Here is a 26512-nt window from a genome sequence, read left to right as displayed (position 1 = left end):
CGCAGCCCGGCGGCCGTACCACCCCTGTGGAAAACGTCATTGGCCTGGCCCATTGGCGGCCCGGACGGGGTGCGGTGCGGGGTCTGCGCAGGTCCGGTGCGGGGTCCGGTGCGAGAGCTTGGTCCGGGTCTCGTGCGAGGTCCGGAGGGGGTTCCAAGGGGGTCCTGACATGCGAGGACCCCCTCCGGCGGGGGATTGCGGAGGGGGTCGTTCGCGGGGGCCCGCGGCCGTGGAGGCCGCGGGCCGCGGTCAGTGCGCCCGGGTGTCCGCCGGGGCGAGCCGCAGGTCGCGCTGGACCGGGACGGCGCCGACGGAGACGTCCGACGTGTGCGGGGTGTGGTCGCGGGCCTCGACCGACACCACGTACAGGCCCTGCTCGGGAGCGGTCAGGACGTAGCCGCCGTCCACGTGGGAGAGCACCCGGTCGATCTGGCTGCCGTCGCCGGCCAGCAGGGTGATCGCGGCCCCCTCGACCGGGGAGCCGTCCGCCGTGTGGACGAATCCGTGGACCACGAGTCCGTCGTGGGCGGTCTCGGTCTCCTCCGGCGGCTCGACGGCGAAGTGCGGCAGCCGCTTCTCGAGCCAGCCCGGCAGCCACCAGTTGGAGGCGCCGAACAGGTGCATCAGGGCGGGCACGAGCACGGTCCGCAGGATGAAGGCGTCCAGGGCGACCGCTCCGGCCAGGCCGAGGCCGAACATGGCGGTGGCCCGCTGTCCGCTGAGCATGAAGGCGCTGAAGACGCAGATCATGATCACGCCGGCGGCGTTGATCACCCGGCTGGACTCGGCGAGGCCGACCCGCACCGCGCGCGCGTTGTCGCGGGTGTGGACCCATTCCTCGTGCATCCGGCTGACCAGGAAGACCTGGTAGTCCATCGAGAGCCCGAAGAGCAGGGACAGCATGATGACCGGCAGGAACGCCTCGATCGGTCCCGGCCGTCCGGCGGCGAGGAACTCACCGCCCCAGCCCCACTGGAAGATCGCCACCACCACGCCGAAGGAGGCCGCGGCGGCGATCAGGTTCATGACGGCCGCCGTGAGCGGGACCACGATGCTGCGGAAGGCGATGAGCAGCAGCAGGAAGCCCAGGGCGACGATGGCCCCGACGAAGCCGGGCAGCTTGCCGGCCAGGGTGTCGGCGAAGTCCTCGCCGAGGGCAGTGCCTCCGCCGACGTACGCGCGCATGGCGCTGCCCTGTTCGGCGGCGGGCACGACGTCCTCGCGGATCCGCTCGATCAGCTGCGAGGTCTCCTCGGACTGCGGGTTGGTGGTGGGCACGACCTGCACGATGGCGACCTTGGAGTTCTCCCCGGTCGGCACCGCGACCACCTGGGCCACGCCCTCGGTGCTCCGCAGCCGCTCGACCAGTCCGTCCAGGGCGCTCCGGTCCTGGGGGCCGGGCACCTCGGCGACGACCTGGAGCGGACCGTTGAAGCCGGGGCCGAATCCCTCGGCGAGCAGGTCGTACGCCTGGCGGGTGGTGCTGGTCTCCGGGTTGTTGCCCTGGTCGGAGGTGCCGAGGCGGAGCGACAGCGCGGGTACGGCGATCACCAGCATGGCCGCGAAGGCGGCGACGGCGAGGACGCGTGGGTGCTTCTCCACGTACAGCGACCAGCGGGCGGTGAGACGGGCCTCGTTCTCGGCCTTCGGGCCCTCGGCGGCGAGCCGGCGGCGCTGGCGGCGGCTGAGGACGCGCATCCCGAGGACGCCCAGCATCGCGGGGAGGACGGTGATGGCGGCGATGACGGTGATGACGACGGTGAGGGCCGCCGAGATCGTGACGCCGTTGAGGAAGCTCATGCGCAGGGCGAACATGCCGAGGAGCGCGATGCAGACGGTGCCGCCGGCGAAGATGACGGCCCTGCCGGAGGTGTTGACGGCGGTGACGGCCGCCTCCTCCGGAGCCTTGCCCGCGAGGATGCCCTTGCGGTGGCGGGTCACGATGAAGAGGGCGTAGTCGATGCCGACGCCGAGACCGACGAGCATCGCGAGCCAGGTCGACACCTCGGGCACCGTGGTCACCCGGCTGAGCAGGGCGATGGTGGCGGAGGCGGTGCCGACCGCGAAGAGGGTCGTGATGATCGGCAGGAGCATGCCGAAGAGGGAGCCGAAGGCGAGGAAGAGGACGACGGCGGCGGCGAGGACGCCGACGATCTCGCTGAGGTGGGCCGGCGGCGCCTCGGCGAGCGCCACGGTGGCGCCGCCGACCTCGACCGCGAGCCCGTCGCCGGCCGGGGCCCTGGCCGTCTCGATGAGGTTCTTCATCTGCTCGATCTCGAGCTCGTTGCCCTGCTTGGTGAAGGTGACGCTCGCGTAGGCGGTGCGGCCGTCCTCGCTGATCTGCCCGGCACCGGTCTCGCCGTAGGGGCTCGCGACCGAGCCGACGTCCGGCTGCGCGGCGACCTTCTCCAGGGCGGCGGTCATCTTCGTGCGGACCTCGTCGTCACGGACGCTGCCCTCGTCGACCCGCCAGACGACGGTGTCGGTCTCGCCGGCCTGCTCGGGGAAGGCCTCCTGCATCAGCGAGATCGCCTTGGAGGAATCCGTCCCCGGCAGGTCGAACACATTGGCGTACTTGTCACCGAGCGAGCTGCTCGCGCCGATCGTGCCCACCAGCACGACGACCCACAGCGCGATCACCACCCACTTGTGCCGGAAGCACCATCGTGCCCATGTCCCCACGTCCACCACTCCTTGTCCAGTCGAACTCAGGTCTCTCGGCCATCTGTCGATCAGCCTGAGCGGCGGAGGGCGGGTGGACCAGAAGCGCCTGGAGTCTCCCCGGCTTCTCACAGGGAACTCTCAACCAGCCGTCAGCCGTTTCCCCAGAAGGACGCGACGGGACGGCCCGATACTGGGGGCATGGACCTCGACACCAGCAGACCCGCCACGGTGCTCATCGTGGAGGACGAGCCCGGCATCGCCGATGTACTGGGCATCACGCTCAAGTTCCACGGTCTGTCCGTACTGTTCGCCGCATCGGGCAGCCAGGCCCTGGAGTTGGCGGAGCGCCACCGTCCCGATCTGATCCTGCTCGACGTGATGCTCCCCGACGGCAACGGCTGGACGGTGTGCCGCCGGCTCCGCGGCGAGCGGGAGGAGTCCTGGGACACCGCGATCATCTTCCTCACCGCACGGGACGCGCCCCAGGACATCGTCAGCGGGCTCGCTCTCGGCGGCGACGACTACATCACCAAGCCGTTCAACGTGGACGAGGTGGTGGCCCGGGTCCGCTCGGTGCTGCGCCGCACCCGGCGGAGCAGTGAGGAGCGGGCACCCCGGGACGTGCTCCGGCACCTCGACGTCGAACTGGACGAGGCGACGTTCACCGTGCGGCGGGCGGGCCGGCCCGTGGACCTCACCCCGACCGAGTACAACCTGCTGCGCTACCTGATGCGCAACGCGGACCGCGTGGTCACCAAGGAGCAGATCCTGCGTCATGTCTGGAGCTACGACTCGGCCGTGGAGTCGACCGTGGTGGAGACGTACATCAGCTATCTGCGCCGGAAGCTGGACCGGTTCGGCGCACCCCTCATCGTGACGCGGCGCGGTGTGGGGTACGGGCTGCGGGCGGCGACGGGATGAACGGGGCCGTGAAGGCGACGGAGGTCGCCGCATCCACCCCGGCCGCCCCGGGACCGGCCTCCCCGGTGAAGTCGGCGTTACGCAGGCCACGTTCGCTACGGGGCAGCCTCACCCTCGTCAACGTGGCCCTGCTCGCCCTCGGCCTGCTCCTCGCCATGGCCGCCTCGCTCGTCGGGGTGTGGACCATCCTGATAGGGCAGCTCGACGACACCCTGCGCCAGGACGTCCAGGACGTACGGGCCTCCGCCTCCCCCCCGTCCGCCTTCCCCTCGTCCGGCTCCCCCTCGTCCGCCTTCCCCTCGTCCGTCTCCCCCTCGTCCGTCTCCTCCGACCCCTGCGCCGCCGTGCCTTCCGCGGTCCTGCACCGCTCCGCGCCCTACGCGCTGCTCGACTCCGGCGGCCGGGTCGTCCGTTCCTGTGTACGGGAGCCGGACGGGCCCCGTCGGAACGCCGACGCCCTGGCCGCCTCCGTCTCCCCGGTCGCGCTCGCGGACCGGGGCGAGGGGGCCTCCGTACGGCTGGACGGGGAGGTGTACCGGGTGGGCGCCCAGCGGGTGACCGGGGGCGGCATCCTGCTCAGCACCGCCCCGATGGCCGGGATGATGGCCACGGTGAAGAAGCTCTTCCTCCTCGAACTCCTGGTGAGCGCAGCCCTGTTGACCCTCCTCGCGCTGCTCACGCAGCGGGCCGCCCGCCGTCGGCTGCGCCCGCTGGAGGACATGGTGCAGACGGCATCGGCCATCGCGGCGGGCCATCTCGGGAGCCGGATCTCGACCGCCGGCGGCAGCAGCGAGGTCGCCGAGCTGCGGACGGCGCTCAACTCCATGCTCCAGCAGGTCGAGACGGCCTTCCGCTGCCGGGAGGAGGCGTCGGAGCAGGTGAAGCGGTTCGCCGCCGACGCCTCGCACGAGCTGCGGACCCCGCTGGCCACCATCCGCGGCTACGCCCAGCTGTTCGACAAGGGCATGCTGGGCCCCGAGGAGCAGGAGCGGGCCATCGGCCGGATCGCCTCGGAGGCCGACCGGATGAACCGTCTGGTGGAGGAGCTGCTCGCGCTGGCGCGCCTGGAGCAGCAGCCGCAGCCGCAGCGGCGGCCGGTGGATCTCGCCCTGCTCGCGCGGGAGGCCGCGGTGGACCTGCTGGCGGTCCAGCCGGGGCGGCCGGTGACGGAGGCGGGGGCACTGAAGGTGGAGGACGAGCGGGTGCCCGTCCTCGGCGACGAGGGACTGCTCCGACGGCTCGTGGCGAATCTGCTCAGCAATGTCTCCGTCCACACCCCGCCCGAGGCTCCGGTCACGGTGGAGGTGACCCGCGAGGACGAGGCCGTACTGCTCCGGGTCCGGGACGACGGTCCCGGGATGCGGCCGGAGGACGCGGCGCGCATCTTCGACCGCTTCTTCCGGGCGGACCCCGACCGGGCCCGCAGGACCGGCGGCAGTGGCCTCGGGATGTCGATCGTGCAGGCGGTGGTGCAGGCCCACGACGGCACGCTGCGGGTGGAGACCGGGCTCGGCGAGGGCATGACGGTCGAGGTCCGCTTCCCGGACACGGAGCTCACGGCCTGACGCGAGCCGTGGTGCGGGCAGCGTGGTGCGAACGGCGTGGTGGGGCGCGGGCAGGCCGGTCGGGGGTGGCCTGCCCGCGCCCCCGTCACGGGGCCCGGTGCGGGCCCGACGCGAGGGCGCCGAAGGCCCGGTCGTAGTAGACGAGGGGTTCTCCGGGGGCGAGCCGGACGCCGTCCACCCGCCCGATCATGATGGTGTGGTCGCCCGCGCGGTGGCGGGCGTGCAGCGTGCAGTCCAGCTGGCCGATCGCCCCGCCCACCACCGGCAGCAGCGAGGGCGTGTGGGCCTGTTCCCCGTCGGGGAACCGGTCGGCGCCGGAGGTCGCGAAGAGCCGGGCGACGGCCTCGTCCTCCCGGCGCAGGATGCTCACCGCGAACTCCTCGCACGCGTCGAAGTCCGGGAAGGACGAGGAGGAGTGGGAGAGGCAGACGAGGACGAGCGGCGGGTCGAGCGAGAGCGAGCAGAACGAGGTGGCGGTGAAGCCGCGGGGGCTGCCGTCGGCGGCCCGGGTGGTCACCACGACCACACCGGCGGCGAACCGGGCCATCGCGGCGCGGAAGTCGGCGGGGTCGACCCCGGCCGCGGCGTCGCGACCGGGTGCGCCTTCGTGGCCGGGTGCGGTGAGGGCGGCGTGGGGGCTGCGGCTGGTCACGGCAGCAGCACCACCTGTCCGGCGAAGTTGAGGCCGGCGCCGAAGCCGAGGAGCAGGGCCGGTTCGCCGCTGCGCGCCTCGCCCCGTTCGAGCAGGGCGTCGAGGGCGAGGGGCACGGAGGCGGCGGAGGTGTTGCCGGTCCGCACCACGTCCCGGGCGACGGCGGTGCGCCCGGTGAGGCCGAGGCGCTCGGCCATCAGCTCGATCATCCGCAGGTTGGCCTGGTGCGGGACGAAGGCCCCGAGGTCGGCCGGGGCGACGCCGGCGAGGTCCAGGGCGCGGGCCGCCTCGGGGGCGACCTCCTCCATGGCCCAGCGGAACACCCGCCTGCCGTCCATCCGCATCCAGGGACGGCCGGTCTCCCCCGGGGCCTCGGCGAACGCGTCCCAGCCCGCGGTCATGCGCAGCGCGTGGGCGTGGGCACCGTCCGCCCGCCGGACGACCGGTCCGATGCCGGGGGTGTCGGAGGGGCCGACGACGAAGGCTCCGGCGCCGTCGGCGAAGAGGAAGGAGATCGTACGGTCCTCCGGGTCGACGATGTCCGTCATCCGCTCGGCTCCGATGACCAGGACGTGCCGGGCGCTGCCGGCGGTGACCGCGTCCGAGGCGACGGCGAGGGCGTGGCAGAAGCCGGCGCAGGCGGCGGACAGGTCGATTCCGGCGGCTCGGTGGGCGCCGAGCTCGTGGGCGACCCGGACGGCGAGCGGCGGGGTCTGGAGGAGGTTGGACATGCTGGCGAGGAGGACGAGATCGATCTCGGCGGCCGGCACGCCGGCGTGGGCGAGTGCCTTGCCGGCGGCGGAGACGGCCATCACGGGCAGGGTCTCGTCGGGCTCGGCGAACCGGCGTTCGCGGATGCCGCTCCGGGTCTCGATCCACTCCTCGGTGGAGTCGATCCGCGTGCAGATCTCGGCGTTGCCGACCACCCGTCGCGGCCGGTGACCGCCGACCCCGAGGATGCGGCTGTGACCGTGCGCGGGGGTGCGCAGGCTGACTGGGGGCATCGTCGACTCGTTTCCGCGGCCGGCGCTCGGCCGGATGCCGCTGTGCGGGGAGGTGCGTGCGTACGGCTCCGCCCGGATGCGGGTGGTGGGTCGGGGCCTCTCGTTCGGGTCGGGCCGGATCGGCTCGGATCCGGCCCGGTCGGATCGGCTCGGATCCGGCCCGGTCGGATCGGCTCGGATCCGGCCCGGTCGGATCGGGTCAGGTCAGGTCAGGTCAGGTCAGGTCAGGTCAGGGTCGGATCGGGCTTGGCCGGGTCGGGCGGGACCCGTGGTCCTCGGGTCCGGCGGGCCGGCGTACCGGCGCAGTTCGGTGAGGAGTTCGGCCTGGCGCAGGACGGCCGGGTCGGGGGCGGACCGGCCGCGGACGGCGGTGACGAGCGCGGTGAGGGCGCGTTCGACCTGGTCGGCCGGGGCGAGGGGGACGTCACGGCTGCCGTCGGGGCCGTGCAGCCGGACGAGCGGGGTGAGGCCGGCGGGCGGGGTGTAGGCGCGGTCGACGGTGATCCGGCCCGTACTGCCGTGGAGTTCGTAGCGGGCGCGGTAGGCGTGGGCCATGCCGAAGGTGAGCTGGGCCGTGATGCCGTCGGGGGTGCGCAGGAGGGCGGCGCCCGCGGTGTCGACCCGGCGCCCGGTTCCGGCGGTGAGCGCGGCGCCGGTGACGGTGAGCCGGGGGCCGAGGAGGTGGAGGGCGGCGCGGAGCGGGTAGACGCCGACGTCCCACAGGGCGCCGCCGCCGAGTTCCGGCCGGTGCCTGATGTCGTCATCGGGCGGCTCGGGGACGGTGAACGTGGCGTGCAGGGACCGGAGTTCGCCGATGGCGCCGTCGGCGACGAGGCGCCGTACCGCCGCGTGCTGGGGGTGGTGGACGAAGAGGACGTTCTCGACGACGGCGAGGCCCAGGCCGGCCGCGCGGTCGAGAAGCCGCCGGGTGTGCTCGGCGTCGAGCGTCAGCGGCTTCTCCGCCAGGACGTGCTTGCCCGCGTCGAGGGCCGCGGCCACCCAGGTCTCGTGGAGGGCGGCCGGGACGGGGGCGTAGACGAGGTCGACGTCATCGGCGGCGAGCACGGCGTCGTACCCGGCCGCGGGACGGCCGCCGAAGCGCTCGGCGACGGCCTTGGCGCGGTCCGGGTCGCGGCTGCCGATCACCGCGATCTCCAGGTCGGGGTGGGCGGCGATCGCGGGCAGCATCCGGCGGACGGCGATGTCGGCGCAGCCGAGGAGGCCGAGCCGCAGCGGCCCGCTCATCGGGGCTCCCGGGTGGCGTGCAGGCAGGCGAGCAGGGTGCGGGCCTGGACGTTGACGTAGTGGCCGTGGCGGACGAGGGAGGTGAGCTGACTCTCGGATACCCAGCGGAAGCCCGGCGGCGGGTCGGCGGCGAGGGTCGCCTCGTCGGCGTCGACGAGGAGGTAGCGGCTCTCGGCGTTGAGGAAGCGTCCGCCCTCCTCGGAGTGGACCGCCTCGTAGCGGATGCGTTCGGGGGCGGCCGCGAGGATCGCGTCGAGGAACGGCGGCCGGTCGGGACCGGTGAGGTGGGCGTGGTTGTCGGGGGTGTACTGGACGGTGGGGCCGAGTTCGACGGTGTCGAGGAAGCCGCCCTCGACGCGGGCGTGGGCGAGGACGTGGCGGACGCCGCCGGCCTCGCGGACGAGGAAGGCGGTGACGCCCGTGGCGACGGGCTCGAAGAGGGGCTGGCTCCAGCGGGTCACCTCGCGGTTCCCGGCCCGTACGTCGACGGCGACGACCCGGAAGTAGCGGCCGTCCTCGTGGTCGATGGAGTAGGCGCCGCGGTGCCAGCCGGAGGTCTCGGCGAGCGGGATGCGCCGGGTGTGGACGTCGTGCCGGGAGCGTTCGGCGGTGAACCAGGACAGCAGCTCGACGTCGGAGTGGAGGGCGCGGGAGTCGCCGCCGTGCGGCAGGCAGGACAGGACGGTCCTGGCGTCCATGTTGACGGTGTTGGACTCGTGGAGGAGCGCGTCGATCTGACCGAGGGTCAGCCAGCAGAAGTCGTCGAGGAGGGGTACCTCGTCGACGGCCTCCACGATCATGTTGCGGTTGGACTTGCGCAGGAACCACGAGCCGTGTTCGGACTGGAGCACGTCGGCGAGGACGCGGCCGCGTCCGGGGCGGACGAAGTGGTCGATGTACTTCACGTCGGCGCCGCGGTGCACCTTGGTGTAGTTGCTGCGGGTGGCCTGGACGGTGGGCGAGAGCTGGAGCAGGTTGCGGTTGCCGGGCTCCATCTTGGCCTGCATGAGGAAGTGCAGGACGCCGTCGAACTCCTTGACGACGATGCCGAGGATGCCGACCTCCGGCTGGCTGATGATGGGCTGGCGCCACTCGGGGAACGGCCCGTCCTGATGGGTGACGTGCATGCCCTGGACGGTGAAGAACCTGCCGCTGCGGTGCCCGAGGTCGCCGGTGTCCGGGTCGAACGACCAGCCGTCGAGGGCGCTGAAGGGGATGCGCTCGACCCCGAAGACGGTGGCCTCGGCGCGCTCGGCGAGCCAGCCGGTGATGTCGCGGGGGCCGGGGGCGCGGCTGACCCGTTCGCGGGCGGAGCGGGCCAGCCGGGCGGCGATGCCCGTGTCCTCGCGGGAGGTCAGGGGGGCGCCGCCGAGGAGGGTGCGCGGGGGGCGTGTCGGGGTGGCCCGGCTCATCCGCGGGCCCCCACGAACTCCTTGACGGAGTCCACCACGTAGTCGATCATCTCGTCGGTCAGCCCCGGGTAGACCCCGATCCAGAACGTCTGGTCGGTGATGACGTCGCTGTTGACGAGGGAGCCGACGACCCGGTGCGGCTGGTCGATGTAGGCCGGATGGCGGGTGAGGTTGCCGGCGAAGAGCCGTCGGGTGCCGATCCGGCGGCCTTCGAGGAAGTCCACGAACTCGGCGCGGGTGAAGGGTGCTTCGACGTCGACGGTGAGGGCGAAGCCGAACCAGCTGGGGTCGCTGCGCGGGGTGGCGCTGGGCAGCAGCAGGTGGGGGACGCTCGCGAGTCCGTCGTGCAGCCGGCGCCAGTTCCGCTTGCGCGCGTCGATGAAGTCGTCGAGCCTGGTGAGCTGGGAGAGGCCGAGGGCGGCCTGGATGTCCGTCGCCTTCAGGTTGTAACCGACGTGCGAGAAGATGTACTTGTGGTCGTACCCGGCCGGCAGGGTGCCCATCTGGTACTGGAAGCGCTTGAGGCACTTGTCGTTCTCGCCGGGCTCGCACCAGCAGTCCCGGCCCCAGTCGCGCAGCGACTCCACGATGCGGGCGAGCGCCAGGTTCGAGGTGAGGACGCAGCCGCCCTCGCCCATGGTGAGGTGGTGGGCCGGGTAGAAGCTGACGGTGGTGAGGTCGCCGAAGGTGCCGGTGAGCTTGCCGTCATAGAGGGATCCGACGGCGTCGCAGTTGTCCTCGATGAGGAAGAGCTCGTGCTCCTCGGCGAGTTGGGTGATCTCGGCGACCTCGAAGGGGTTGCCGAGGGCGTGCGCGATGATGATCGCCCGGGTCTTGGGTCCGATGGCCGCGGCGACCCGGTCGGCGGTGGTGTTGTAGGTGCCGAGGTCGACGTCGACGAAGACCGGTACGAGACCGTTCTGGAGGATCGGGTTCACGGTCGTGGGGAATCCGGCGGCGACGGTGATGACCTCGTCGCCGGGCCGCAGCCTGCGGTCCTCCAGGTGCGGGGAGGTGAGGGCGGACACGGCGAGCAGGTTCGCCGAGGAGCCGGAGTTGGTCAGATGTGCCTTGCGGCGGCCGAGCCGGCGGGCGAAGGCCGACTCGAACTTGCGGGAGCTGCGGCCGGCGGCGATCCGCATCTCCAGCGCGGCCTCGACGAGCGCGAGCCGGTCCTCCTCGTCGAGGACGGCTCCGGACGGCCAGATCTCGGTGACGCCGGGCTCGAAGCCCCTGTCGGCCCGCTGCTCCTGCTCCTGGTGGTACTTGCGCACCTCGTCGAGCACAAGCGCCCGGTGGTCGCTCATCGCGTTGTCCTTCCTGCCGTGCCGTTGCCGGCGGATGAGGCCGCGAGGAGGTCCCGCAGCGCGTGGTCGAGGGAGTGGCCGGGGTGCCAGCCGAGCAGCTCCGCGGCACGGGTGATGTCCAGCTGCTGCCACTCCGTGTCGTGCCGGGCCGGCGCTCCGGGCACGGTCTCCTCGACGGTCCTGACGGGGAGCCCGCTGAGGTCGACGAGCCGCTGTACGAGCTCCAGGGTGTGGACGGCCGCCCCGCCGCCGATGTTGATCACGCGGCCGGAGACCCGGTCGAGCGGGGCGGTGAGGGTCCGCAGGACGGCGTCGGTGACATCGCGTACGTCCACGAAGTCGCGCCGGGCCCGGAGCGGCGGCAGCCGCAGCTCGACCGGGGCCCGGCCGGCCCCGCCGTCCGGGGCCGCGTCGAGTGTGCGGGCGACGGCGGTCAGCCGGGCGGCCACCGAGCCGAGCAGGCTGCCGGTGGGGGCGCCGGGCCCCGCCACGTTGGCGATCCGCAGCACCGTGCCGGGGACCCGGCCGGTCCCGGCGGCGGCGAGCACCGCCTCGGTGCCGAGGAGCTTGGTGCGCCCGTACGGGGTGACCGGGGCGGGCGGGGTGGTCTCCGGGGTCGGTGTGCCGCTGGTGCCGGCGCCGTACTCGTGGACCGTGCCGAGCTGGACGAGCCGGGGCGGACGGGCGAGGAGGGCGAGCGCCCGGACGACCCGCGCGGGGAGTTCGGCGTTGCCCGCGCGCATGCCCGCCTCGTCGGTGTTCCAGGCGCGGCCGGCGGCGTTGACCACCGCGCCGTCGTCGGTCCCGTCGGTCCCGTCGGGGTCGCCGAGGGCGTCGGCGACGGCGGCGGCGATGCGCCCGGGTGCGGCCGATGCGAGGTCGAGTCCGCCCGCGCCGGTGCCGGCGAAGGGCACCACCCGGTGGCCCGCGTCGGTGAGGCCGCGGTGGAGGTGGGCGCCGAGGAAGCCGCCGGCGCCGAGGAGGACGATGTTCACGCGGTGCCGTCCTCGGTGTTCTTGGCCGCCTTCCACCAGTCGGGGTGGTCCCGGTACCAGGCGACGGTCTCGGCCAGTCCTCGGTCGAAGGGGGTCCGCGGGGCGTAGCCGAGCTCCTCGCGGATCCTGGTCTCGTCGATGGAGTAGCGCAGGTCGTGGCCCTTGCGGTCGGCGACCCAGCGGATCAGGGAGGCGTCGGCGTCGCAGAGGTCCAGGAGCCGTTCGGTGATCTCGATGTTGGTCTGTTCGTTGCCGCCGCCGATGTTGTAGACCTCGCCGGCCCGGCCCCGGGTGAGGACCAGCTGGATGGCCCGGCAGTGGTCGTCGACGTGCAGCCATTCCCGCACGTTGCGGCCGTCGCCGTAGAGCGGCACGGGCCTGCCTTCGAGGAGGTTGGTGACGAAGAGCGGGATGAGCTTCTCGGGGTGCTGGTAGGGGCCGTAGTTGTTGGAGCAGCGGGTCACCGAGAGGTTGAGGCCGTGGGTGCGCCAGTAGGAGCGGGCGATCATCTCGGCGGCCGCCTTGGAGGCCGCGTAGGGGGTGTTGGGCAGCAGGGGCCAGTCCTCGGTCCAGGAGCCTTCGGTGATGGAGCCGTACACCTCGTCGGTGGAGATGTGGACGACCCTGGGGACTCCGGTGCGCAGGCAGGCCTCCAGCAGGGTCTGGGTGCCCAGGACGTTGGTGTGGACGAAGTCGGCGGCGGCTTCGAGGGACCGGTCGACGTGGGACTCGGCCGCGAAGTGGACGACGGCGTCGTGGCCGGGGAGCAGGTCCATCAGGAGCGGCAGGTCGCAGATGTCGCCCCGGACGAAGTCGAGCCGGGGGTGGTCGGCGGGCAGGCTGTCCCGGTTGCCCGCGTAGGTGAGGATGTCGAGCACGGTGACGTGGGCGTCCTCGTACCCCTCGTATCCGCCGTCGAGGAGGGTCCGGACGTAGTGCGAACCGATGAATCCGGCGCCGCCGGTGACCAGGAGCCTCATGCCGCCACCTCCACGTGGGTGTGATCGCCGACGACGAGCCGGTGCCGGCCGGTCGCCTCGGCCGGGCCGACGGTGGCGGAGCGTCCGATGAGCGAGCCGTGGAGGCCGCTGACACCGCGGACGGTGGCCCCGTCGAGCGTGATGGAGTACGCGAGCCGGGTGTCGCTCAGGACGCAGTCCCGGCCGATGGTGGTGTGCGGGCCGACGTGGCTGTTCTCGACGAGGGTGCCGGCGCCGATGACGGCCGGCCCGACGACGTGGGAGCCGACGATCCGCGCGCCCGCTTCGACGATCACGGCGCCGGTGAGGGTGCTGGTGGCGTCGACCTCGCCGTCGACCCGGCCCTCGAGTCCGTCGAGCATCCGGCGGTTGCATTCGAGGACGTCCTCGACACGGCCGGTGTCCTTCCAGTAGCCCTCGTAGCGGCTCGCCCTGACGACGGCACCCCGCTCGACGAGCCACTGGACGGCGTCGGTGATCTCCAGCTCGCCCCGCGCGCTGGGCTCGATGGCGGCGACGGCCTCGTGGATGGCCGGGGTGAAGAAGTACACGCCGATGAGGGCGAGGTCGCTGCGGGGTACGGCGGGCTTCTCCACGAGCCGTTCCACGATGCCGTCCGGGCCGATCTCGGCCACGCCGAACGCGCGGGGGTCGGCGACCTTGTGGACGAGGAGCTGCGCCGCGGGGCGTTCGGCGGCGAAGTCCGAGGCGATCTCCTCGATGCCGTCGGGCAGCATGTTGTCGCCGAGGTACATGAGGAAGTCGTCCTCGCCGAGGAAGTCCCGGGCGATGGCCACGGTGTGGGCGAGGCCGCGGGGCGCGTCCTGGGGGATGTACGTGATGTCCAGGCCGAGCCGGGAACCGTCGCCGATGACGGCGGCGATCTGTGGTCCCCGGTCGCCGACGATGACGCCGACGTCGACGATGCCGAGCGCCCGGACGTTCTCCAGGACGTGTTCGAGCACCGGTTTGTTGATGATGGGGATGAGCTGTTTCGGCATGGAGTAGCTGAACGGTCGCAGCCGGGTGCCGGAACCGCCCGACAGCACCAGAGCCTTCATCGGAGTTCCTCTCATGGGGGTGGCGTCCTCTTCTGCCGGCTCGGACCACGATCCTGCGCCGGTCTGCTGGAGTCGGCCTCGAACGCGGCTCACACCGGCCGCGTGTCCCGCACCCGTCGCTCCAGGTCCTGGACGACGCGGGCGGGGCTGGGCATGGCCTCCATCTCCGCCCGCAGCTCACGGGCCGCGACGGTGTGCGCGGGCTCGCCCAGGATGCGGTCGAGGGCCTTGTGCAGCTCCTCGGGATCGTCCTGGCGGGCCGCTTCGGCGAGGGTGACGGCGGCGCCGCGGGCGGCGAGCCGTTCCCCGGTGGCGAACATGTCCGCCAGCTGCGGCAGGACCAGTTGGGGCAGGCCGTGGGCGATGGAGGTCATGGTGGTGCCGGCGCCGCCGTGGTGGACGACCGCGTCGCAGGAGCCGAAGAGCAGATGGAGCGGGGTGGGATCGATGAGCCGGACGTGGTCCGGCAGCGGGCCGATGGCCTCGCGGTACTCGGGCTCGACGGTGGCGATCGCCTCGGTGTCGTCGAGGCCGTCGAACGCCTGGAGGATACGGCGGACGTGCGGGACCCCGCCGAGGGTGAGGGTGCGCAGGCCGAGCGAGACCGCGACCCGGCGGCGCGGCCGGTCGGTGCCCCATTCGCGGCGCCGCCACTCGGGGACCTGTCCGTTGCCGTTGAAGGGGACGGCCCGGATCGGGGTGCCGGGCTCGGCGTCCGGGAGCTGCAGCGACGGCGGGCAGGGGTCGAGGACGATCGTCGGGTCGGGGAGTGCGTCGAGGCCGAGCGCACGACAGGTGTCGAGGAGCGCGACGCGGGCCTGGGGGCGGACGAAGCCGGTGAGGAAGTCGACGCTCCAGCGGTGGCGGGCGACGGGGACGCCGAGGAGGGCGCCGATCACCGGGGCGGTGTACTCCAGGAGGTCGCAGACGAGCAGGTCCGGCCGGAAGGCGCGGGCGAATTCCAGGTACTCGGGCAGCTTCGCGCTCTGGTGGCCGAACCAGAGCGCGAAGTAGTCCTCCATCACCTGGGGTTCCGGCTCGGCGTGGGTGTCGATGAGCCGCTCGTCCTCGCCGAGGTTCTCCCTGAGGACCTCCTCGACCTCGAAGCGCTCGCCGACGCTGACGGCGTTCAGCCCGGCGGCGGCGGCCATCCCCATGATGTCCGGCTGGCCGATGACGAGCACCTCGTGCCCGGCCGCCCGCAGCGCCCAGGCCAGCGGGACCAGCGGCGCGAGGTGGCTGGAGACGGGGGTGCCGATCATCAAGACGCGCATGGGTCCTCCTGCGGTGGGTGGTTCGGTGGTCGGGTCGGTGGCGCTCAGGAGGCGGCGGGCTGCCAGTCCGCGAGGAGTCCGGCGGCGGCGGCCTCGACGGCGCCGGGCGCGCCGGCGTCCTTGGGCGAGATGAGCGGGGGGTCGGTGAAGCCCCACGGCAGTGCGAGGTCGGGGTCGAGCGGGTTGATGTCGATCTGGGTGCCGGGCACATGGCCGCTGGAGAGCACGTAGCAGATGGTGGTGTCGTCGGTGAGGGCGAGGAAGCCGTGTCCGACGCCCTCCGGCACGTAGACACAGGCCCCGGAGTCGGCGGTGAGGTGGTTGACGGTGTACGTGCCGAAGTGCGGCGATCCCACGCGCAGGTCCACGGCGATGTCCCGCAGGGCGCCGCGCACACAGGTCACGTATTTGGCCTGGCCCGGTGGCACGGTGACGCTGTGGATGCCGCGCAGGGTGTTGCGCCGGGAGACGGAGTAGTTGATCTGGCGGACCGTGAAGGGCCGCCCGACGACCCGGGAGAGTTCCTCGGTGCGCAGCGCCTCGAAGAAGGAGCCGCGGTCGTCGTGCAGCGGGTTCGGTTCGGCCAGCCAGGTGCCGGGGACGGCCAGTTCGGTGAAGCGCATGGCCGGTTCACCGCCTCCCGGCGCGGTGATGGGCGGTGAGGGCCTCCAGCGCGGGCACGGCGTCCAGCGGGCTGGGACTCGCCAGGCTGTCGGCGTGGAGGGCGTCGGCGGCGGCCTGGAAGGAGGCCTCACCGAGCAGACGTTCGAGGTTCTTCCAGAGCTCGGGTGCGGTGAAGCCGCCCGTGCCCATGGAGAGGCCGGCGCCGCGGTCCTCCAGGTACTGGGCGACGACGACGCCGTCTCCGCCCTCGACGGGCACGATGAGCTGGGGGACCCGGTAGGCGGCCGCGATGCCGAAGGTGCCGACGCTGCCGTGGTGGACGATGGCGGAGCTGGTGGGGAGCAGCTGGTCCAGGGGGACGTAGTCGATGGTGCGGACGTTCTCCGGGATGCTGCGGACGGAGGCGAGCTGGTCGCGGTCGAGGGTGGCGACCAGTTCGATGTCACGGCCCGCGACCATCTCCAGGAGTTCGGAGATGGGGAAGCCGGCTTCCTCGGCGAACATCTTGCGGGTGCTGACGCCGAGGGTGAGGACCACGCGGGGGCGCTCGGCGGGGCCGTGGAGCCACTCGGGCACGGCGCCGCCGCCGGTGTACGGGACGCGGCGGACGGGCTGGTAGCGGACCTCGTCGGTGATCCGCATCCCGGTGGGCATGAGGTCGACGCTCCACTGGCCGAGCAGCAGCTCCTCGTCGAACTCCAGGCCGTGGCGCTCCAGTTCGGGGCGCATGGCGGCGGCGACCGGATCGCCCCCGGGGAGGGCGGCGGCCCGCCTGCGGTTCTCGGCGGAGCGCATCCAGCCGAAGTAGTCGATGCCCCAGAGCAGGCGGGCGTGGGCGGCGCCGGCGGCGCGGGCCGCGATCGGGGCGGCGAAGCCGAGCGGGTCCCAGAGGACGAGGTCGGGCTTCCAGGAGCGGGCGAAGGCGACGAGGTCGTCGGTGGCCGAGCCGCGCCCCGGGACGCCGGGCGCCCCGGCGGCGGGCGCGGCGGGGTGGTAGAGGGAGAACCCGGCGAGCATGTAGTAGCGGATGACGTTGCGCCGGTTGCCGGGGTCGCCGGGGGCGATGTCGAGGGCGCCGGTGATCCGGTCGAGCCGGTCGTCACTCGCGCAGGCGCCGACCAGGGCGGGCACGTCGACCGGGTCGCCGATCTCGACGGCCGCAAGACCGGCGGCGGTGATCGCGCCGGTGAGCTCGGGGTGGCTCGCGACCCGTACCTCGTGTCCGGCCGCGAGCAGGGCTCGGGCGAGCGGAACGACCGGGTACAGGTGGGCGGCGCCCGGGAAGAGGGTGAGCAGAACCCGCATGGGCTCTCCTTTCGGGTGGGCCCGTGCCGACGCGCGGCTCAGGCGTTCCTGACGTCGATACGGCCCATCTGTCCGGCCGAGGAGTGCCCGAGCTGGTGACAGTGGTAGACGTACTGGCCGGTGTAGTCGCCCCAGGTCATGGCGATCCGTACGGTGTCGCCCGGGGCGATGACGACGGTGTCCTTGAGTCCCGCCTCGCCGGGGCCCACGGGCACGCCGTTGCGGTCCAGCACCCGGAACTGCACGAGGTGGGTGTGGAAGCTGTGGTGGATATGGAAGTTCGGGGGCGGGATCGGCGCGTCGCCGTTGCGGACGGTCCAGATCTCGGTGCTGCCGACCACGGTCTCCACGTCGACCCGCTCGGGGTCGTACTGCAGTCCGTTGATCTGCGGCCGGGGCACGAGGCCGAGCACGAACTCGCGCTCGGTGCCGGAGGTGGGGACCGGGGGGAGTTCGGTCAGCCGGCGGGGGACGCCGCTGAGGTCGAGCGCCTTGCGGACGATGTCGAAGCGCAGCACCTCGGGCCGTTCGGTGGCGGTGGCCGCGGTGTTCTCCAGGACGAGGGACGAGCCGACCCGGTGGCGGGAGAAGTCGACGACGATCTCGGCGCGCTCGGCACCGGCGAGGGTGATCTCGGTCCGCTCCACGGGCGCTTCGAGCAGACCGCCGTCGGTGGCGATCTGCTGGAAGGCGGAGCCGTCGGCGAGGCGGAGGGTGATGTGCCGGTTGACGGAGACGTTGTAGAGCCGGAACCGGTACCTGCGGGCGGCGACCTCGAAGTACGGCCGTTCCTTGCCGTTGACCAGCATGTGCGGGCAGAGGTCCGGTCGCGTGTAGGTGAGGGTGCCGTCCGCCTCGACGCGGGCGTCGCGGATGACCAGCGGCACGTCGTACCGGCCCCGGGGCAGCGGGAGCGCCGACTCCTCGGCGTCGCCCAGGAGGTAGGTGCCGTGCAGTCCCCGGTAGACGTTCTCCGCCTCCAGGTGGTGGGCGTGGTCGTGGTACCAGAGGGAGGCGGCCCGCTGGGTGTTGGGATAGCGGTACTCGCGGTACGCGCCCGGCTCGATCACGTCCATCGGGAGACCGTCGTGGGCGGAGGGCACGTGCCCTCCGTGGAGGTGGACGGCGGCCTGTACGGGCAGGTCGTTGTACTGACGGATGATCACCTCCCGGTCGCGGAAGGCGCGGAGGGTGGGTCCGGGGAGGCTGCCGTCGTACGTCCGCACCCTGGTCCTGACGCCCTTGACGAGCTCCGTCTCGGCCTCGCGCATGCGCATCGCGTAGACGTCCGCCCGCGCGGTGACCGAGACCGGCCGCAGCACACGGGGCAGCGGCATCGGATGGGCGAAGACCTCGGACTCGGCGAGGGCGCCGAGGGCCGCGGGCGCCTGCTGACCCGCCGCTCCGTGCTCCCCGGCACCCGCGTGGCCGCCGTGGCCGCCGGCACCCGCGTGGCCGGCGACGGTCTGCTCGCCCTCCGACCCGCCGATGGCGAGCCCGGCGGGGACGAGGGCGACGGCGCCGCCCGCGACGGCGGCTTTCAGGAGGACTCTGCGATTCGGCTTCACAGGGCGGGAAGTTAGGCAGAGAGCCTCAACTGCCGCTCGACGGCCGCTAGAAGAGCCTTCACCTGGTGCGGAGCGGGGTCGCCGTTCCCCCTTGACGGGAGCCCTTCGCCGGACCCCTTCGCCAGACGCCCCGGGCTGATTATGATCACCGGGTGAGAAGGGGGACTCATGATTCGCATACTCCTCGCCGAGGACATGCACATGGTGCGGGGGGCCTTGGCCGCCCTGCTGAGCCTCGAACCCGATCTGCTGGTCGTGGCCCAGGTCGAGCGCGGTGACTGCATCGTCGCGATGGCGGAGCGGCACCGCCCCGACGTGGCCGTGATTGACGTGGACCTGCCGGGCATGGACGGGATCGCCGCGTCCGAGGAGCTGCGGGAGCGGCTGCCGTCCTGTCGGACCCTGATCCTGACGAGCCTGGACCAGCCGGGCACCCTGCGGCGGGCGATGGCGGCCGGGGTCGGCGGCTATCTGCTGAAGGACGCTCCGCCCCACGAACTGGCCGCGGGGGTACGGCGGGTGGCGGCCGGGCATCTGGCCGTCGCCCCGGAGCTGGCGATGTCGGCGTGGGAGAGCGGGGGGCAGCAGCCGCTGACGCCCCGGGAGACGACGGTGCTGCGGCTGGCCGCGGACGGTGCGGACGTGACCCAGATCGCCGAGCAGCTCCATCTGTCGGCGGGCACGGTCCGCAACTACCTGACGTCGATCGTCTCGAAACTCCACGCGCGTAACCGCCTGGACGCGGTACGCATCGCGCGGGACGCCGGCTGGCTGTAGCGGCGGGCGGACACTCGCCGGCGGGCGTCCCGCCCGGGGCGTCTCAGCAGGCGCCCCGGGCCAAGGGCGGGGCCGGCATCCTCGGGGTGGTGTCGGCGGAGCTGCCGATGGGGCACTCGGCGACCAGGTGGAACCAGCCCTCGCCGTCCTGCGAGGAGTTGAGCGTGCCGTCGACACCGGCCAGGCGCTCGGCGAGGTTGGCGAGGCCGCTGCCGTTGCCCCCGTCGTACGGCACGGCGGCGAGCCCTCGGCCCGGGTGGGATCCGTCGTTGGAGACGGTGAGGGCGACGACGCCTCTGCGCCGGCGCAGGGAGATCCGGCAGTGCCGGACCGTGGAGTGCCGCAGCATGTTGGTGACGGCCTCCCGCAGGACGGTGGCGAGGACCGCCTCCCGCCTCTTCCCCAGTTCGCCGACGAACGACTTCTCGACCGTGACGTCCACGTCGGCGGTGGTCAGGACCTTCTGGATGGCGCCGAGTTCGTCGTCGAACACCATGTCGCGGTAGCCGCGGGCCACCGTCCGGACGTCGGCGAGGGCCTCCCGGGAGATGTCGAGCACCTCGACGATCTCGTCCCGGGCGCGGTCGTCGTGCAGACCGATGAGCCGGTGCACGAGCTCGCTCTTGAGCGTGATCGCGGAGAGGCTGTAGCCGAGGAGGTCGTGCAGGTCGCGGGCGATGCGGAGGCGTTCCTCCGTGGCGGCGAGCCAGGCGGACTCGGCGCGCTTGCGTTCGAGTTCGACGATGAGGTCGACCAGCCGGGAGAGACAGAAGACGATCAGCCCGGTCAGCAGGGTGGAGATCACGATGTACGTGAGGTCCACGGGCCCGTAGCCGGAGGCGAGGGCGCTCCCCCCGTTGACGAGCGCGACCGAGACGAAGAGCACCCAGGCGAGCGTCCCGCGCACCAGGAGCAGGATCGATCCGGCGAGGAAACCCGCCATGCCGCCCCACAACACTCCGTAGAGGGGCAGCGGGCCGAAGGTGAGGACCGCCTGGAGTCCGAGCGTGAGTCTGCCGTACCGCTCCCGCAGCGCCCGGGTGCGCTGGGCGGAGTGGAACAGCTGGAGTAAGAAGAGGCAGCCGAAGGTCGCCAGTGAGGCACCCAGGATCCCCTCGCTCTGGTGGGAGTCGAGGATGTTGAGCATCCCCATCACCCCGAAACCGGTCAGCACCGCGATCAGCATGCCGATGGCGAGGCGCTGCGGCAGGTGCTGCCATCTGGTCGCCGGCGGCTCCCCGCTCACGTCTTTCCCGGACCGCCTGTGGCCGCCGATCATGTCGCCCCCTCGACTCGATGGTGTTTCCGGTCGAGAGCCTAAGCCCCCACGATTGAAGGGAGGTTACGGATTTCGAGCGCTCCGTGACCCCCTCCGCCGGACGGCGACACACCGATCGCCCGGGGCGACGCCTCCCCGGGCGATCGGTGTCAAACAAACAGAGGAATGGGATTGAGTTCCTCGAATCGGGTCGGTTCGGACAGCCGGCCCAGCGACACGGGGATGTCAAAAAGGCGACCTGGTGCGAAACGGGCCCAGAAATGCCTCATTCCGGGGACCACGACTTTCACCACCGGCAATCCGATATCCGGACGGGTCTGGTCGAGGACGAGCAGATCAAGGCCCCTGGCCCGGACGGTTTCCTCGGCCCAGGTCACGTCCGCGCGCAGATCCGTCGTGCGAATGGCGGGAAAAGCCCCTGGACGGGCCGGTTCCGCGTGACGGTCGGGGAGCAGGTACGGCTGGTTGGCCACCGTCGCTCCGCCCCACCAGCGCAGCAGTTCCGGGTCCCGCACCGCGTATCCGTCACCCTCCCCGGCCCCGACCACGGCCGGCATCAGCTGGTTCATCTCCGTGAGGGCCCGGCGCAGCGCGATGTGCGGGTCGCGGTGGGCCCCGAAGCCGAACATGATGTCCTCGGACTTCTTGTCGGTACGTCTCGACAGTGCGGCGAAGACCGGGATGCCGAAGTCCGAGGTGAGGTCGAGGGCCCAGACCTCGCGCCGCAGCTCCCGGTAGACGCCGATCAGTTCCTCGGCCCACCGGTCTCCGAACGAGGCGATGTCGACGGCGGGCATCCGGGTGCGGTTGTACCACCACAGCGCGACCGCGTCCCGCTCGACGACCTCGAGGAAGCCCTGGAGGATCGCGTCCTCCAGGCTGCTGCCGGCCGCGCTGCCGTTGGAATCGGCGCGGACCGATGCGCTCCCGGCGACGGGTGCCACCCCGGCCTCCGTACCGGGGTCGAAGTAGAGGAGTCCCGTCGGCAGCAGCCGGTGCCGCCGCTCGGTGAGGGACCAGACGGGCGTCCAGTCCGCCGGCGCCGCGGGGTCGAAGGGCTCGGGGATCTGCTGGAAGGCGCCCTGCCGGGCGTTCCAGTCGTGCCGGTCGCGGTACTGGCGGGCGTCGAAGAGCAGAGAGCGGTCCGGGGTGACGGCCTCGTCGCCCAGCGCGCGGGCGCTGTCCCGCACCCGGGCCTCGTCGCCCTGGAGCGTGCCCGAGTACCGTTCGAGCGCCTCGCACAGCGCGCTGACCTCGGCCTCCAGGGCGGTCGTCCCCTTGCCGCCGCTCACCGCCCGCAGCCCGGCGCGGAGTTCGGCGAGGCGGGAACCGCCGAGCGCGAGGTTGCGGCCGGAGGTGTAGCAGTGGAGGAAGGAGGGCGCCCGGGTGTCCCGGCGGACCTCCTTGACCACTCCGGTCACCGGGCTCACCAGATGCCCCCAGCGGTCGAGGACCTCCTGCGGCCCGAGGGCGCGGTGACCGCCGCCGCTGAACGCCGCCTTCGGCCGGGAGCGCGGCTCGACCGGACGCCGGGCCCGCGCCGCGACGAGGTCCGCGTCCCCGCAGGACGGACACTGCGGGCGCCGCTCGACGGCGTGGTCGGCGGTGCTGAGCGCCAGCCCGTCGAGGGTGCGGACGGCCGACTGGCCGGCGGAGCGGTGTCCGGCCAGCCACTTGGCGGCCTCCAGTGCGACCAGCTGGAGCGCCGCGCCGCGGAAGGCCGGGTGCGAGACCCGGGGCCGGGGCACCGGCCCGGCGAGACCGAGGGCCCGGCGCACCGGCTGCTCCGACATCCGATGGGCGCGCAGCCGGTGGGCGAGACAGTGCCAGCAGGGGCCGTCGCCGGGCCGGAGGACGGGCCCGAGCCAGGCCGTGGCGCCGTCGGGGCGCGCGAGGAGCCAGGGTCGGCCGAGGCGTCTCGACCGTGCGTCCACGTCGGCGAGTTCGGGCGCGAGGTAGTCGTCGGTGACCACGACGAGAAGGCCGGCGGCGTTCCCGTCGGCCGCCGCTCCCCCGTCGGTGTCGCTCACCGCCAGTCCCGCGGTACGGAGGGCCTCGCGCAGCCCTCGGTCGTCCGCGCCGCCCGCGGCGAGTACCGCGACCGTGGCCGGGGTTCCGTCGGCCGTCACTCCCGCCAGGTCCCAGTAGGCCGCCTGCTCGGGGGCGGGCGCGGAGCCGCGGGCGGGCCGGTCGTCGACCAGGCCCGCCCGCCGCAGGGCCGCCACCAGGGTGGCGACCTCGTCCCCCGTGAGGGCCGTCGTCAGCTCGCGCTGCAGAGCGGCCAGATCACGGGTGCCGTCCAGGAGCGGGGCGAGGGCCTCGAGACCGGGGGCTCTCAGGGCCGTCACCTCGCGCTCGGACAGCAGATAGGTGGCGTCGTCGGGCACCACCTCGACCCTCATGTGGCGCTTGAAGCCCAGGGGTCGGGGAGTGGTGCCGTCCGCCGTCGGGGTCGTCACACGCCGGCCGGAGCACCGTCGTGACCGGGGACCGGGCCCCACGTGAAGGTGACGAGGGCGACGGCCTCGTCGCCGGCGCGGTCGAGGTGGTCGATCCGAAGACCGGAGGTGTCAGGAACCGAGTTCGCGGAAATAACACCCTGGAGGGTGCTTGAATTTCTTTCCATGATAATTCTCCGTTAATTGTCGGACGCGCTCGGACGACGCCGCGGACGGCACCGGTGGCAGCGATTCTTCCGGCGTGCGACACGGTGGGACCAGTGTCTCCGTCACGGCCTGCTCCATGAATTCCTCACCCCGCCGGCAGGGTATGAAGGCTTCATGCCCCAGGCCGTGAATCAGGCACTGGGGCGGCGGGCTTTCTCCGTGCGATGCTCCTGGTGCCCCATTCCCTTGCGGAGGAAGAGCATGGACATCGAAATACTGGGACCCCTGGACGTACGGATGTCAGGCGAGTCCATCGTTCCAACCGCCGGCAAACCCCGTCAGATCCTCACGCTCCTCGCCCTGCGGGCCGGCTCCGTCGTGCCGGTCGCCACGCTCATGGACGAGGTGTGGGGCGACGCCATCCCGCGCAGCGCCAACACCACCTTGCAGACCTACATCCTCCAGGTGCGGCGGCGCATCGCCCGGGCCCTGGGTCCGGACGCCGCGGCCTCCGCCAAGGACGTGCTGGCCACGAGCTTCGGCGGCTATCGCCTCACCGCCCGCCCGGTGCACTGCGACATGACCGATTTCCACGAGCTGGTGGCCCGGGGCGACGTCCAGCTCGCCGAGGGCGACGCCAGGGCGGCCTCCACCAGCCTGCGGCAGGCCCTCGCCCTGTGGCGCGGCCCCGCGCTCGTCGACGTACCCATGGGCCGGGTCCTGGCCACCGAGGTGCTGGGCATGGACGAAGCCCGCACCCGGGCCCAGGAGTTGCGGATCGAGGCGGACCTCCGGCTCGGCCGGCACACGGCCCTGGTGGGCGAGCTCCGGATGCTCGTGTCCCAGCAGCCGCTGCACGAGAACCTGCGCGGGCAGCTGATGCTCGCCCTGTACCGCTCCGGTCACGCCTGGCGTGCGCTGGAGGCGTACCAGCATCTTCGCGAGACGCTCGTGGACGAGCTGGGCGTCGACCCCTCGCCCCGGCTGCAGAAGCTGCACCAGGCGGTGCTCGCGGGCGATCCTCGTCTGGAGAGCCTGGAGACCACCGCGGCCGGGGACTTCCTGCAGCATGCCGCGGGGTGAGCGGGTCGCGGCGGCCGTCCCCACCGCTGCCGCGACCCGCTCGTCGGTGTGCCGGGTCAGTTCTCCCGGGCTATCCGCGCGTACCGCACGTCGATCGACGCGCCCTGGCCCCACAGGCGGCTCTCCGGCCGGCTCTCCTCGTCGACGAAGGTCTGCGGCGTGGGCGAGCCGACCCGGGGCGCGAAGTAGAAGTTCGGCGTGGAGTCGAGCTTCACCAGCGCCTTGCCCTGCGGGCCCGCGGCCGCGTCGAGGACGGTGAACAGACCGAATCCGCAGGTCAGCTGCTTCAGCTGGAGGCGCTCCTCGGTGCCGCCGTGGTCCAGGATCATGTACTTGCGGTCGAAGGCACGGGTGCCGATGCGGTCCGTGGACAGCACGGTCTTGCCGTTGACCTTCCAGCTGACCCGGGTGCCGCCGCCCTCCAGCCGGACCTGGAGCGTGGCGTACTCGCCGGGGGTGCGCTCGGCGACCGGGATCGCGTACGAGTAGGCGGCGTAGGTCTTGCCGGCCTCGGGCAGCCGCTCGTAGATCGCGAAGATCCGGTTGTTGATCACCGAGAAGTCGAAGATCGCCTTGGTGTCGAAGTCGGCGGTGACCACGGCGGCGGAGGCGAGCCGGACGTCGGTGTTCGGGTTGGTCACGGCGGCGCCGAAGGGGTGCCGCTCGGTGCCGTAGGTCCGGCCGCTCACCCGGGTCGTGCAGGTGAGGGCTCCGGTCGCGGGGACGTCGAAGCCGGGGGTGCCGGAGCTGGCGGTGGCGCGCGGGAAGGCCAGCCACTTGCCGTGGTCGCCGCTGCCGTGTCCGCCGTCGTCCTGCTGGGCGGTGGTGGTGCGGAAGGCGGGCTCGCCGGTGACGGCGTTCCGGCCCGCCGGCGTGACGTCGAGTCCGGCGGCCGAGGTCGTGACGACACCGTCGCCCTGCGGGAACTCGCCGCCCTCGCCCAGGATCTGCCAGGTGTTCGTGGTGTCGAAGCCGGTGCGGAAGTCGTCGGAGAGGAGCGTCTGCACGCTCCGCTCCTTCGCCTGGGCCGCCGGGTTGAACACCAGCGCGACGAGCGCCGCCGCCGCGGCGGCGGCGGCCGCCCTGCTTCTGATCCGTCGTGCCATGTCATCTCCCGTGAGGTGCGTGGATGTCCGGCACATCCTGGGCAGCGGCCCCTGAATTTCGCTCGAGAGGGCGCTCGACGTGCACTCGACCGGGCTTCGAGGGTGCGGGCCGAGCCTGAGCACCGTCAGTCCCGGAGGTACGGAGAGACACGGAGAGGAACCCGGTATGGATTCGTTGCTCGAGGTCAGCGACGAGGTCGCCACCGCGCTCGCGGAGCGGCGCCCTGTGGTCGCCCTGGAGTCCTCCCTCATCACCACCGACCCGTCGTCCGAGACCGCCTCGCTCATCGAGAAGGCGGTCCGGGACACGGGTGCGGTCCCCGCGACGGTCGGTGTGGCCGGCGGGCGGTTCGTGGTCGGCATGGACGAGTCCGTGATCGAGCGGTTCGCCACCACGAAGGGCATCCCCAAGATCAGTGCGCGGGACCTGGGTTCGGCGCTGGCCGGCGGCGGTCTCGGCGCCACCACGGTGGCCGGCACGATCGTCATCGCCGAGCGGGCCGGGATCGAGGTGTTCACCACCGCCGGCATCGGCGGGGTGCACCGGCGCGCGCAGGAGTCCTTCGACATCTCGGCGGACCTGCTGCAGTTCACCCGTACCCGGATCACGGTCGTCTCGGGCGGCGCCAAGTCCATTCTGGACGCGAAGCTGACGGCCGAGTACCTGGAGACCGCCGGCGTACCGGTGTTCGGCTACGGCACCGACCGGCTGCCCGCCTTCGTGGTGCGCGAGGCCGACGTGCCGGTGACCCGGGTCGACGACCTGGCGGTCGCCGCCCGCGCGGTCGACTTCCACTGGGAGGTCAACGGCGACTCCACGGTGCTGCTCACCTCCCCGATCGCGCGCGAGGACGCGCTCGACGGCGAGGAGCTGGAGCGGGTCATCGCCGACGCGCTCGAACAGGCCGACCGGGACGGGGTGGTGGGGAACGCCATCAGCCCGTACCTGATGAAGGCCGTCGCCAGGGCGACCGGCGGGTCGATCGCGGCGGCGGGCCGCTCGCTGCTGCTCAGCACGGCCCGGGTGGCGGGCGAGTTCGCCGTCGAGCTGAGCGCGGTGCGGGCGGGCGGCCGGTGACCGGTC

The 26512-nt window shown here is 72.7% G+C and carries 22 protein-coding genes; 5 read left to right on the top strand and 17 right to left on the bottom strand.

Going from position 1 to position 26512, the window contains the following annotated elements; translation table 11 throughout:
- Positions 1-249: 249 nt before the first annotated feature.
- Positions 250-2682: an MMPL family transporter gene (locus tag E0F75_RS26725; protein WP_229313406.1), complete on the bottom strand. Its 2433-nt coding sequence runs from the start codon at positions 2680-2682 to the stop codon at positions 250-252.
- A gap of 180 nt (positions 2683-2862) precedes the next feature.
- On the opposite strand from E0F75_RS26725, the gene E0F75_RS26720 reads away from it, so the two are divergent.
- On the top strand, positions 2863-3585 hold the full coding sequence (locus E0F75_RS26720; RefSeq protein ID WP_229313404.1) for a response regulator transcription factor: 723 nt from the start codon (positions 2863-2865) through the stop codon (positions 3583-3585).
- 8 nt (positions 3586-3593) lie between these two features.
- Positions 3594-5150, top strand: coding sequence for a cell wall metabolism sensor histidine kinase WalK (locus E0F75_RS26715; RefSeq protein ID WP_229313402.1), 1557 nt, complete (start codon positions 3594-3596; stop codon positions 5148-5150).
- Between the two features lie 85 nt (positions 5151-5235).
- On the opposite strand, the gene E0F75_RS26710 is transcribed toward E0F75_RS26715, so the two are convergent.
- From E0F75_RS26710 to E0F75_RS26655, 12 genes are all read right to left on the bottom strand, one after another.
- Complete coding sequence (locus E0F75_RS26710; protein ID WP_229313400.1) at positions 5236-5802, bottom strand: flavin reductase family protein; 567 nt, start codon at positions 5800-5802, stop codon at positions 5236-5238.
- On the bottom strand, positions 5799-6806 hold the full coding sequence (locus E0F75_RS26705; protein WP_229313398.1) for a beta-ketoacyl-ACP synthase III: 1008 nt from the start codon (positions 6804-6806) through the stop codon (positions 5799-5801). Before E0F75_RS26705 ends, E0F75_RS26710 begins: the two co-directional genes overlap by 4 nt.
- A gap of 219 nt (positions 6807-7025) precedes the next feature.
- Positions 7026-8051 carry a Gfo/Idh/MocA family protein gene (locus tag E0F75_RS26700; protein ID WP_229313396.1) on the bottom strand — a complete coding sequence of 342 codons (1026 nt, stop codon included), beginning with the start codon at positions 8049-8051 and terminating at the stop codon, positions 7026-7028.
- Complete coding sequence (locus E0F75_RS26695) at positions 8048-9463, bottom strand: NDP-hexose 2,3-dehydratase family protein (RefSeq protein ID WP_229313394.1); 1416 nt, start codon at positions 9461-9463, stop codon at positions 8048-8050. Before E0F75_RS26695 ends, E0F75_RS26700 begins: the two co-directional genes overlap by 4 nt.
- A complete protein-coding gene (gene rfbH, locus E0F75_RS26690) occupies positions 9460-10770 on the bottom strand; it encodes a lipopolysaccharide biosynthesis protein RfbH (protein WP_229313392.1) in 1311 nt (436 codons plus the stop codon). Before rfbH ends, E0F75_RS26695 begins: the two co-directional genes overlap by 4 nt.
- Entirely contained in the window at positions 10767-11765 is a 999-nt protein-coding gene (locus E0F75_RS26685; RefSeq protein ID WP_229313390.1) for an NAD(P)-dependent oxidoreductase, read from the bottom strand. The genes rfbH and E0F75_RS26685 overlap by 4 nt, the downstream gene beginning before the upstream one ends.
- A complete protein-coding gene (gene rfbB, locus E0F75_RS26680) occupies positions 11762-12745 on the bottom strand; it encodes a dTDP-glucose 4,6-dehydratase (RefSeq protein WP_229313388.1) in 984 nt (327 codons plus the stop codon). The genes E0F75_RS26685 and rfbB overlap by 4 nt, the downstream gene beginning before the upstream one ends.
- Positions 12742-13806 carry a glucose-1-phosphate thymidylyltransferase gene (locus E0F75_RS26675; protein WP_229313682.1) on the bottom strand — a complete coding sequence of 355 codons (1065 nt, stop codon included), beginning with the start codon at positions 13804-13806 and terminating at the stop codon, positions 12742-12744. Before E0F75_RS26675 ends, rfbB begins: the two co-directional genes overlap by 4 nt.
- An 89-nt stretch (positions 13807-13895) precedes the next feature.
- Entirely contained in the window at positions 13896-15080 is a 1185-nt protein-coding gene (locus E0F75_RS26670; RefSeq protein WP_229313386.1) for a nucleotide disphospho-sugar-binding domain-containing protein, read from the bottom strand.
- A gap of 44 nt (positions 15081-15124) precedes the next feature.
- A complete protein-coding gene (locus E0F75_RS26665) occupies positions 15125-15703 on the bottom strand; it encodes a dTDP-4-dehydrorhamnose 3,5-epimerase family protein (RefSeq protein WP_229313384.1) in 579 nt (192 codons plus the stop codon).
- A gap of 7 nt (positions 15704-15710) precedes the next feature.
- A complete protein-coding gene (locus E0F75_RS26660; RefSeq protein WP_229313382.1) occupies positions 15711-17009 on the bottom strand; it encodes a nucleotide disphospho-sugar-binding domain-containing protein in 1299 nt (432 codons plus the stop codon).
- A gap of 38 nt (positions 17010-17047) precedes the next feature.
- Positions 17048-18577 (bottom strand): multicopper oxidase family protein, encoded by a 1530-nt coding sequence (locus E0F75_RS26655; protein ID WP_229313381.1) that lies wholly within the window; start codon positions 18575-18577, stop codon positions 17048-17050.
- Between the two features lie 168 nt (positions 18578-18745).
- Here E0F75_RS26655 and E0F75_RS26650 point away from each other — a divergent pair, with 168 nt between their 5' ends.
- Positions 18746-19354 (top strand): DNA-binding response regulator, encoded by a 609-nt coding sequence (locus E0F75_RS26650; protein WP_229313379.1) that lies wholly within the window; start codon positions 18746-18748, stop codon positions 19352-19354.
- A gap of 43 nt (positions 19355-19397) precedes the next feature.
- Here E0F75_RS26650 and E0F75_RS26645 read toward each other — a convergent pair whose 3' ends face one another.
- From E0F75_RS26645 to E0F75_RS26635, 3 genes are all read right to left on the bottom strand, one after another.
- A complete protein-coding gene (locus E0F75_RS26645; RefSeq protein WP_229313377.1) occupies positions 19398-20600 on the bottom strand; it encodes a histidine kinase in 1203 nt (400 codons plus the stop codon).
- A 182-nt stretch (positions 20601-20782) separates the two neighbouring features.
- The gene (locus E0F75_RS26640; protein ID WP_229313681.1) at positions 20783-23035 is read right to left on the bottom strand and encodes a TOMM precursor leader peptide-binding protein; all 2253 of its coding nucleotides are present in this window, start codon (positions 23033-23035) and stop codon (positions 20783-20785) included.
- A 53-nt stretch (positions 23036-23088) separates the two neighbouring features.
- Positions 23089-23259, bottom strand: a complete 171-nt coding sequence (locus tag E0F75_RS26635; RefSeq protein WP_229313375.1) for a hypothetical protein — start codon at positions 23257-23259, stop codon at positions 23089-23091.
- A 241-nt stretch (positions 23260-23500) separates the two neighbouring features.
- Between E0F75_RS26635 and E0F75_RS26630 the strand changes: the two genes are divergently transcribed.
- Positions 23501-24322 (top strand): AfsR/SARP family transcriptional regulator, encoded by an 822-nt coding sequence (locus E0F75_RS26630; protein WP_229313373.1) that lies wholly within the window; start codon positions 23501-23503, stop codon positions 24320-24322.
- Positions 24323-24378: 56 nt separating this feature from the next.
- Here E0F75_RS26630 and E0F75_RS26625 read toward each other — a convergent pair whose 3' ends face one another.
- Positions 24379-25428, bottom strand: a complete 1050-nt coding sequence (locus E0F75_RS26625; protein WP_229313371.1) for a DUF6081 family protein — start codon at positions 25426-25428, stop codon at positions 24379-24381.
- 166 nt (positions 25429-25594) lie between these two features.
- On the opposite strand from E0F75_RS26625, the gene E0F75_RS26620 reads away from it, so the two are divergent.
- Positions 25595-26506, top strand: coding sequence for a pseudouridine-5'-phosphate glycosidase (locus E0F75_RS26620; RefSeq protein WP_229313369.1), 912 nt, complete (start codon positions 25595-25597; stop codon positions 26504-26506).
- Positions 26507-26512: the final 6 nt, after the last annotated feature.

It is taken from the genome of Streptomyces sp. CB02980 (assembly GCF_014451325.2).
GTDB lineage: Bacteria > Actinomycetota > Actinomycetes > Streptomycetales > Streptomycetaceae > Streptomyces.
Note: the sequence above shows the minus strand (reverse complement) of the source record. Positions and strands in the feature narration are given on the sequence as shown.

Coding starts and splice junctions, on each gene's coding strand:
- E0F75_RS26650 (WP_229313379.1), top strand. CDS start 18,746: ATGATTCGCATACTCCTCGCCGAGGACATGCACATGGTGCGGGGGGCC.
- E0F75_RS26620 (WP_229313369.1), top strand. CDS start 25,595: ATGGATTCGTTGCTCGAGGTCAGCGACGAGGTCGCCACCGCGCTCGCG.
- E0F75_RS26660 (WP_229313382.1), bottom strand. CDS start 17,009: ATGCGGGTTCTGCTCACCCTCTTCCCGGGCGCCGCCCACCTGTACCCG.
- E0F75_RS26700 (WP_229313396.1), bottom strand. CDS start 8,051: ATGAGCGGGCCGCTGCGGCTCGGCCTCCTCGGCTGCGCCGACATCGCC.
- E0F75_RS26665 (WP_229313384.1), bottom strand. CDS start 15,703: ATGCGCTTCACCGAACTGGCCGTCCCCGGCACCTGGCTGGCCGAACCG.
- E0F75_RS26670 (WP_229313386.1), bottom strand. CDS start 15,080: ATGCGCGTCTTGATGATCGGCACCCCCGTCTCCAGCCACCTCGCGCCG.
- rfbB (WP_229313388.1), bottom strand. CDS start 12,745: ATGAGGCTCCTGGTCACCGGCGGCGCCGGATTCATCGGTTCGCACTAC.
- E0F75_RS26625 (WP_229313371.1), bottom strand. CDS start 25,428: ATGGCACGACGGATCAGAAGCAGGGCGGCCGCCGCCGCCGCGGCGGCG.
- E0F75_RS26695 (WP_229313394.1), bottom strand. CDS start 9,463: ATGAGCCGGGCCACCCCGACACGCCCCCCGCGCACCCTCCTCGGCGGC.
- E0F75_RS26720 (WP_229313404.1), top strand. CDS start 2,863: ATGGACCTCGACACCAGCAGACCCGCCACGGTGCTCATCGTGGAGGAC.
- E0F75_RS26635 (WP_229313375.1), bottom strand. CDS start 23,259: ATGGAAAGAAATTCAAGCACCCTCCAGGGTGTTATTTCCGCGAACTCG.
- E0F75_RS26630 (WP_229313373.1), top strand. CDS start 23,501: ATGGACATCGAAATACTGGGACCCCTGGACGTACGGATGTCAGGCGAG.
- E0F75_RS26705 (WP_229313398.1), bottom strand. CDS start 6,806: ATGCCCCCAGTCAGCCTGCGCACCCCCGCGCACGGTCACAGCCGCATC.
- E0F75_RS26640 (WP_229313681.1), bottom strand. CDS start 23,035: ATGAGGGTCGAGGTGGTGCCCGACGACGCCACCTATCTGCTGTCCGAG.
- E0F75_RS26675 (WP_229313682.1), bottom strand. CDS start 13,806: ATGAAGGCTCTGGTGCTGTCGGGCGGTTCCGGCACCCGGCTGCGACCG.
- rfbH (WP_229313392.1), bottom strand. CDS start 10,770: ATGAGCGACCACCGGGCGCTTGTGCTCGACGAGGTGCGCAAGTACCAC.